General features: G+C 62.7%; 7 protein-coding genes and 2 pseudogenes. 3 read left to right on the top strand and 6 right to left on the bottom strand.

Annotated elements, in window-relative coordinates; all coding sequences use genetic code 11:
• Positions 1-259: 259 nt before the first annotated feature.
• The 6 genes and pseudogenes from istB to GA0061098_RS42985 all read right to left on the bottom strand — a co-directional run bounded on the left by istB (position 260) and on the right by GA0061098_RS42985 (position 5,508).
• A complete protein-coding gene (gene istB / locus GA0061098_RS43015; RefSeq protein WP_091966590.1) occupies positions 260-1,003 on the bottom strand; it encodes an IS21-like element helper ATPase IstB in 744 nt (247 codons plus the stop codon).
• A 9-nt stretch (positions 1,004-1,012) separates the two neighbouring features.
• Positions 1,013-2,551 carry an IS21 family transposase gene (gene istA / locus GA0061098_RS43010; protein WP_165637880.1) on the bottom strand — a complete coding sequence of 513 codons (1,539 nt, stop codon included), beginning with the start codon at positions 2,549-2,551 and terminating at the stop codon, positions 1,013-1,015.
• Between the two features lie 140 nt (positions 2,552-2,691).
• On the bottom strand, positions 2,692-2,952 hold the full coding sequence (locus GA0061098_RS43005) for a DNA ligase-like domain-containing protein (RefSeq protein ID WP_245324002.1): 261 nt from the start codon (positions 2,950-2,952) through the stop codon (positions 2,692-2,694).
• 976 nt (positions 2,953-3,928) lie between these two features.
• Positions 3,929-4,277, bottom strand: a pseudogene (locus tag GA0061098_RS46845) (hypothetical protein); the annotation flags it as partial.
• A gap of 764 nt (positions 4,278-5,041) precedes the next feature.
• Positions 5,042-5,200, bottom strand: coding sequence for a hypothetical protein (locus GA0061098_RS45560; protein ID WP_165637985.1), 159 nt, complete (start codon positions 5,198-5,200; stop codon positions 5,042-5,044).
• Positions 5,201-5,202: 2 nt separating this feature from the next.
• Complete coding sequence (locus tag GA0061098_RS42985) at positions 5,203-5,508, bottom strand: hypothetical protein (protein ID WP_091968126.1); 306 nt, start codon at positions 5,506-5,508, stop codon at positions 5,203-5,205.
• Positions 5,509-5,681: 173 nt separating this feature from the next.
• Here GA0061098_RS42985 and GA0061098_RS45555 point away from each other — a divergent pair, with 173 nt between their 5' ends.
• The 3 genes and pseudogenes from GA0061098_RS45555 to tnpB form a co-directional block, all read left to right on the top strand.
• Positions 5,682-5,849, top strand: coding sequence for a hypothetical protein (locus GA0061098_RS45555; RefSeq protein ID WP_165637984.1), 168 nt, complete (start codon positions 5,682-5,684; stop codon positions 5,847-5,849).
• A gap of 769 nt (positions 5,850-6,618) precedes the next feature.
• Positions 6,619-6,969: pseudogene (gene tnpA / locus GA0061098_RS42980) on the top strand (IS66-like element accessory protein TnpA); the annotation flags it as partial.
• Positions 6,966-7,174, top strand: a 209-nt coding sequence (gene tnpB / locus GA0061098_RS42975) for an IS66 family insertion sequence element accessory protein TnpB (protein WP_129591127.1), incomplete at its 3' end; no start/stop codon positions are given. The pseudogene tnpA and the gene tnpB, both read left to right, overlap by 4 nt.

The raw sequence follows: 7,174 nt of genomic DNA, 5'->3' as shown, positions 1-7,174 counted from the left end.
TGCTGATTCCGAGGATCTCGCCCGGGTGTACCGATTTGATCTCGCCCAGGATTCCGAGATGATCTCGCCCACCATTCCGATTTGATCTCGCCCGGGGCGCGAGGCATTCTGGCTGTCTGGTTTCTGGCATCGGCGAAGCCGCGTGGTCAATCTTGAATCGCGGCTCGACGGGTTGGTTTTTCTGTTGCTCCTGCTGTGGGCATGTGGGCAACGCTCTTGCGTTGTCCAAGCGTAGCGGCATGTCCACAGCGCCACAGGCTCAAGCCTTTCGGTCGGGTTTGCGGGTTCGCCGCAGGCTTTCGCCGTTGAGATCGATCCGGTGGGCGTTATGGACCAGGCGGTCGAGGACGGCGTCGGCGTAGGTGGGATCGCCGATCAGCGCGTGCCATTGATCGACCGGGAGCTGGCTGGTGACGATGGTGGAGCGGCGGCCGTAGCGGTCCTCGAGGATCTCCAGGAGGTCGTGGCGGGCGGCGGCGTCGAGCGGCTCGAGGCCCCAGTCGTCGAAGATGAGGAGATCGACGCGGCCAAGCGCGCGCAGCAGGCGGGAGTGGCGGCCGTCGCCGCGCGCCAAAGCGAGATCGGTGAACAGCCGCGGGACGCGCTGGTAGAGCACGGAGCGATTGTCGCGGCAGGCCTTGTTGCCGAGCGCTGAGGCGAGCCAGCTCTTACCGACGCCGGAGGGCCCGCAGATCAAGAGGTTGGCGTGGTCGCCGATCCATTGGCCTTCGACCAGCATCGTCAGCAGACTGCGGTCGAGGCCGCGCGGGGTGCGGTAGTCGATGTCCTCGACGCAGGCCTGCTGACGCAGCTTGGCGTATTGCAGCCGCTTCGACAGCCGCTTGTCGCGCCGCAGCGAGGCTTCGCGTTCGAGCAGCAGCGCAAGCCATTCGGCATGGCCAAGGCTTGCGGCATCGCCGCCGGCTTCGATGTCGGCAAAGGCCTTGGCCATGCCATGCAGGCCGAGCGCGTAGAGTTGATCGAGGGTCGGATGCTTGAGCAATGTGATCTCCTAATTGTAGTAGCGCGGCCCGCGGATGTTGGGATGAAGGATCGGCGCGTCGTCCGCGGAGCGCTTGGGTGAAGGACGCCGATCGAGATTGTTGGCAAGGATTGATTTGACCGAGCCGTAGGTGCGCGCGCCAATATCGATCGCCCGCATGGCGGCGGCATCGAGCCGCTCGTGCCCGTAGGATCGGGCGAGCCGGATGATGCCGAGACAGGCGCGGAAGCCCTGTTCCGGATGCGCGCGCTCGTTGAGGATCAGGTCGCACAGCGCCGCGGTGGCCGGCCCGATCGAGGCGGCGTCCTTACGGATGCGCTCGATGGTCCAGCCAGCGTAGCGCCGATGACTGGAGGCCATGTGCTCCGGCACGGTCGTGTGCTTGTGGTTGCCGCTCATGCGCTGATGCGCGGCGATCCGCTCACCCTTGTGGAAGATCTCGACGGTGCGAGCGGTGAAGCGCACCTCCACCTCGGCGCGGACGAAGCGATGCGGAACGCTGTAATAATGCGCCTCGACCTCGACGTGATAATCGATGCTGACCCGGCAGATCCGCCACTCGGCGAACTCGTGAGGGCTCTCCGGCAGGGCCTTCAGCGCCGGCCGGTCGATCTCCTCCAATAGCTTGCGGCGGGTGACACCGAGCCGCCGGATCGGTCGCTCCTCGTTGAGCCGGATCATCAACTCGGCGATCGCCGCGTTGACGTCGGCGAGGCTGTGGAAGGTGCGGTGGCGCAGCCGCCCGAGCAGCCAGCGTTCGACCATCAGGACCGCCTGCTCGACCTTGGCCTTGTCCCGCGGCCGTCGCGGCCTGGCCGGCAGAATGGCGGTGCCGTAATGCGCCGCCATGTCGGCATAGCTGCGATTGATCCTGGGATCGTAGAGACAGGCTTTGATCACTGCGACTTTGGTGTTGTCCGGCACCAGCAGCGCCGGTACACCGCCGATCGCTTCGAAGGCGCCGACGTGGCCGCTGATCCAATCGGCGAGCCCCTGCGTCCAGGTCGCCTGCGCGTAGGTGAAGCTCGATGCGCCGAGCACCGCGACGAAAATCTGCGCGCTGCGCCGCTCGCCGGTGCGCCGGTCGATCACCACCGGCACGCCGTCGCCGGCATAGTCGACGAACAGCTTGTCGCCGGCCGCATGCGACTGGCGCATCGTCACCGACAGGCGGCCTTCCCAGGCGCGGTAGAGTTCGCAGAAGCGCGAATAACGATACCCGCCGGATTCGCCCGCGATGTACTCCTCCCACAGGATCGACAGCGTCACATGCTTGCGCCGGAGCTCGCGGTGCACCGCCGCCCAGTCCGGCTCCGCCTGCCGGCGATGGCCCCGCCGCGTGCCGGGACCGGCACCGGCGCTGGCGAACAGCCGGGCTTCCAGCACAGCGTCGGTGATGGCGTCGGGCAATGGCCAGGTCAGCCCCGCCGCCTCGAACCGGTGGATCGTCAACCGCACCGTCGAAGGGGCTGTCCCCACCCGCCGCGCAATCTCGCGGGTCGGCATCCCGGCCGACTTCAATCTGATCACATCGCGCACATGGCGCATCGCAAACCTCTCCGTCGGCATCATGGTCCCCCTTGCAAAGCCGAAAGGCGGGACCGTAGCGGAGCCAGAAGAGGCCTCGTCACCCCGGGCGACATCATCCCGGAATGGTGGGCGAGATCATCTCGGAATGGCGGGCGAGATCAAATCGGAACGGTGGGCGAGATCATTCCGGAATAGTGGGCGACATCGAGCGGAATCAGCATCTGCCGGTTCTTCAGGGCCGCCTCGGCGATCCACGGATAGCGCTTGGTCCAGTCGGTGCCGTTGTGCGAGAGCAGGCGCACGCGTTTGTCGTCCCGGATGACCAGCATCCGGTAGCCTTCGTGCTTTACTTCGTGGATCCAGTCCGGCCCGTTCGGGACCTCCTTGCCGGCAGTCGCCAGGCAGAGCTCGTACGCCATACGCATGGGGCGCAGATAAGAGCTTGTGATCGTTTTTTCGAGCCGGGAACAAGTGGCAGCTGGCGGATTGGCTAGTTGCTCCGGTGTCCCTCGACCCCTGAAGGCCGGAGCAGACCCCCCAATGGCCTCAGCTGCCGCCCAGCTTGGGCCGCCCTTTTGTGGGGATCATCCAACAAGCCCCTCGCTCTTGGCTGGTTCACGCGGGCGGCTGTGCCACCAGTTTCTCGAAATAGAACGCTGCCGGGCTCGAAATACATGTCCCGGCAGCGTTTCATTCTCAAACTGAGCCCTGAAATCCCAGTTAGCGCTACCCTAGCAATGGCCGTGCCACAGGTTCGTGACAGGAAACAACAAATCGGCCTCAAGCATTTTCCGGGGCTGGCTCGGACGCTGAGGCCGTATGGCCAGCGAGGAATGAGCAAGCAAAAAGACGACGACCGGCACCAATTTCTGAAGATCACTAGCCAGAACAAGGCTCGCCAGCGCGGAGACCGGCAGCCAATTGAGGCGACCTTACAGGCTCGCCCAGTCTGCTGCCTCCGGACCCCAGCTCGTTCCGCGCGAGCTGGGGCATTTATTTGCGTCGATTCACAAATGTGAATCCCGAGGGGGCTGATTTTTTGGGATTAAGGTGCGTTTGCCGCGACCAGATAGCGGCAGACCTCTCGGTCCCAGCTCGTTTTTCGATCCGGGAAAACCTCCAGGCTGGGGCCGGTTGGTCTACGTTGTCAGCGCCTTCCGGCTCCAGCAAACGCACGAAAGTCCCGCTCTCGTGTAGCTCGAGCCAGCCCTTCTCAACTGCGTGCCTGATGCCAGCTCCGAACTCCGGCCCGCTGGCCTTGAGCGTGTAGAGAAATGGCGCGTTGATCCGCTCGATGTAGATGCCGCCATCCTGGACCGGCTCAATGCTGGCTGCCAATTCGACAAGCTTGCGCGCGGCGCTTCAGGGCTGGCGTAAGCTCGTCAGCAGACAGCTTCAATTCTCAGCGATCCCCGGCCACCAAACAGAAGGTGGATTACTCGCCGAGATCTTCGTGGTCCGCAAGGCGACGAGATGGCTGCGCTTAACGGGAGCCCCTGACTGAGCATTGCGCGCATCGCATATAGCGCTCGAGCTCGTGGATGGGCGTGATCTTGGGCCGCCGAACGATATCGAGCGCTACGGTCTGGTGGGTGTCGCAACCGAGACACTTCGCCTCAAGATAGCGATAGCCGGCATTGAGGGCGTCCCCGAGCACCGGGGAGGGCTGGGCAGGGCCTTCGAAACCAAGCATGCGGGCATTCCAAGCCTGACAGGCTAGGGCGTCAGCGTCCCCGCGCGCTCTTCTTCAGGAAGTTCAGCAATCTTCACTTGCTGCGCGATGGACGAAACCCATGATGGCATCGAACGCTGCTTTCTGCTCTGGCGTCACCGCTACACTCCCCCCGAAAATTGAAGGTCTATGGCAACTTCCGCAGCAAAGGCAGGAAGCCGGAACCACCGGTTTCGGGCTGCGCGTAGGCTTAGATGGCGCCAATCTTCACGCAGATCGCGTGAGCTACGATGAATATCGGGAGCGCTATCAGGAACCACACAATGGCCTCCGCGTCGCGATCCGGCGCAAACTCTCGATTCGGGTCCGTCTCCCACCCGTGGGGCACTACTGAAACGGACTCGCTGGGCCGGCTACGCTTGACTGCGCGCCGCAATAGCTGTTTGACCGTAGCTTCGCGCTTTAACGTCGCATCTGTGCGTGTTTCTCGGTCGGACATCCCAAAAAGCTCCATCGCAGCGATATCTCGACTGCCTACTGTTTGTCAGGTGGCTCGGGAGGTGTTTCCGGCGCGGCGGGTTCGGCGGCGGGTGTAGTACCCCTGAGCTCCGACGGTGTGACACAATCGCCTGCCCAAAGCTTGGTCCCCCTCACCATTCCCACGAGCTTACAACCCATCGGGGCCAGCGGCTGTTTTTGCGGCTTGGCCGCGCGGGCTTTGGGGGGCGCGGTCGCCTTCGGCGCGGCAGTTTGAGCGTAGGCAGATGCCGAAAAGCCGAGAATGGCGGTGGCGAGAATCAGCGCAGGCCTCATCATCTTCCTTCTCCCCAGATTTACTATTTGGCGTCGGAGGTAACCTCCTCCTCGACTTCAGAGCTTACTCGGCGAGTCCGTCCGATCAGGCCCAAGGCGCCGAGAACAATGAAGAGGCCGCCCGCGATTATGAGCCAATGCCCAAGCCTCACCGGCTGGAGTAGCTCGGCGAGCGCGTCCATCCCTATCTCTTTTTGGGTCGGGGTTGATCGAGACGGTCTTCCCGGAATTCCGAGGGCCCTTTCACCAGCCTGCGCCTGCGAACCACCTTCTCTTCGGATGGAGTCACCGGATCGGCCAAGCGATCGATGGTTTTTTCGGCAAGTTCTTTGGCTCGATCAGCGCTGGCGCCACCGGCCCTTGTCGCAGGCCTTGAGAAGGCTCTGCCGAGCCCCAGCTCGACCAGGCGGCGGATGGCTTCGGAGCGGCCGGGGAGGTCTTCTTGCTTGGCCGCCCAGGCATCGACGCTTTTCCGCAATTCCGAGGACAAGCGGATAGCCGTAACTGGATCCTGACCGGTGGGCGGCCGGCCCGGACGTTTCCGTACTACGTTTTTCGTTGACGGTTTCATAATAAGTGTAGTACGCTAATCGAGCTTTGAAAACAAGCGGCCTGCCGTCGTATTGCAGAGCGAGACATGGACACAGACGGGACGAGGAGACCATGGTGGCGTGGGCCTTGGTGAATGTCCCGCCCTCGATGAAGCACGGAACGCTGGAGCTGCTCCAGTACGTCACCACCAGACGCGGCTGGCACGGCGATAGCTGGCACACCGGCCTGCTCGAGAAGCTCGCCTCGGCCATCAACCGGTTCTTTGGGAGCGTCTCGTGAAGGTAACAAGCACGAACAAGTCGGTATCAGCTCAGAGATCTGGTTGGGGGACCGCGACAGAGGTTTTATGAACTGGGCTCCCGTCTTAAGTTGCGAAGGGAGCGGCACCCGGGGACGTGATATCCAATCTGGGATGATCCGCCCCAGACCGCTTTGCAGGCCGTCCTTTCCGCCATCAAAGCGAACTGAGCCGTCACAAGGCTAAAAACCCGTCGGTCACGCTGGCGGGTTTTCACGGGACGCAGAGTTTTGCCCGGACGTTGCCGGAGGGCAACGTCACCTCATTAATCAAGGGCACAACACTATCCGCTTAGTATTACGACACTATACTCTGTCTCGACGAGTGTGTTCGCGACTTCATCGGAGCTATACTCTTGCTTCGCCATTGTTCACTTAGAGTTCCTAGCGGCCTCGGTTTCGCAACTTTTGCGCCAATAAAGTAGGGAACTGTTTCGCACTTAAACCGTGGCCGAGGGAACGCAGTCGATGTCGCGCCACCGCCTGTGTTCATACTCGCGCTACGTCGCGATGACGCTGCGATGGCCGTATCGACTTGGTGCGACAGTGGCCGCATGCCCAACGACCGCAAGATCGACGGCATTGGGGCGAAACGACCAATGAGACGAAACGGAAAAATAATGTACGCCTCCGCTTGCGGCCGCCTTGATTGACGGAGGCGAGCGCCGCAGGTCCTAGGGGTAATCCTAGGAGAAGCGCTATGACGATATCGCGGGCAGAGGTGATCACATCGGTATAGCGGCGGCGGCGGTGGTCGCGAGATGAGAAGGAGCGGCTAGTTGCAGCATCGCTCGAGCCCGGAGCCACTGTTTCCGAGGTGGCTCGCATGGCCGGCCTTCATGTGAGCCAGCTGTTCCGGTGGCGTAAAGAGCTTTGCAGGCACGGTGAGACGAGTGTGGCGCCGTTCGTGCCGGTCGAGATTGGGCCGTCTGTGCCGGCGCGGGATGTGGCCGAAGCGCGATCGACGACGGCGTCGGCGCGTCGACGGAATAGCCAGGGCATCATCGAGCTTGATCTTGGTAGCGGACACCGCATCCGGGTCGATGGTGAGGTTGATGGAGACGCGCTACGTCGAGTTCTCGATGCCCTGGTGCGCCGATGATCCCGGTTCCGACAGGCGCGCGAGTGTGGCTCGCGACAGGCTACACCGATATGCGCAGAGGCTTTCCGTCGTTGGCACTCCAGGTGCAGGAGGTGCTGCACAAAGACCCGCTCAATGGTCATCTGTTCGTCTTCCGTGGTCGCCGCAGCGATCTTGTGAAGGTGATCTGGCACGATGGCCAGGGAGCATGCCTGTTTACCAAAAG

The organism is Bradyrhizobium shewense, from assembly GCF_900094605.1.
GTDB lineage: Bacteria > Pseudomonadota > Alphaproteobacteria > Rhizobiales > Xanthobacteraceae > Bradyrhizobium > Bradyrhizobium shewense.
Note: the sequence above shows the minus strand (reverse complement) of the source record. Positions and strands in the feature narration are given on the sequence as shown.

Excerpts from the sequence above, each read along its gene's own strand:
- istA (WP_165637880.1), bottom strand. The coding sequence starts at position 2,551 with ATGCGCCATGTGCGCGATGTGATCAGATTGAAGTCGGCCGGGATGCCG.
- GA0061098_RS43005 (WP_245324002.1), bottom strand. The coding sequence starts at position 2,952 with ATGGCGTACGAGCTCTGCCTGGCGACTGCCGGCAAGGAGGTCCCGAAC.
- GA0061098_RS45560 (WP_165637985.1), bottom strand. The coding sequence starts at position 5,200 with ATGGACGCGCTCGCCGAGCTACTCCAGCCGGTGAGGCTTGGGCATTGG.
- GA0061098_RS45555 (WP_165637984.1), top strand. The coding sequence starts at position 5,682 with ATGGTGGCGTGGGCCTTGGTGAATGTCCCGCCCTCGATGAAGCACGGA.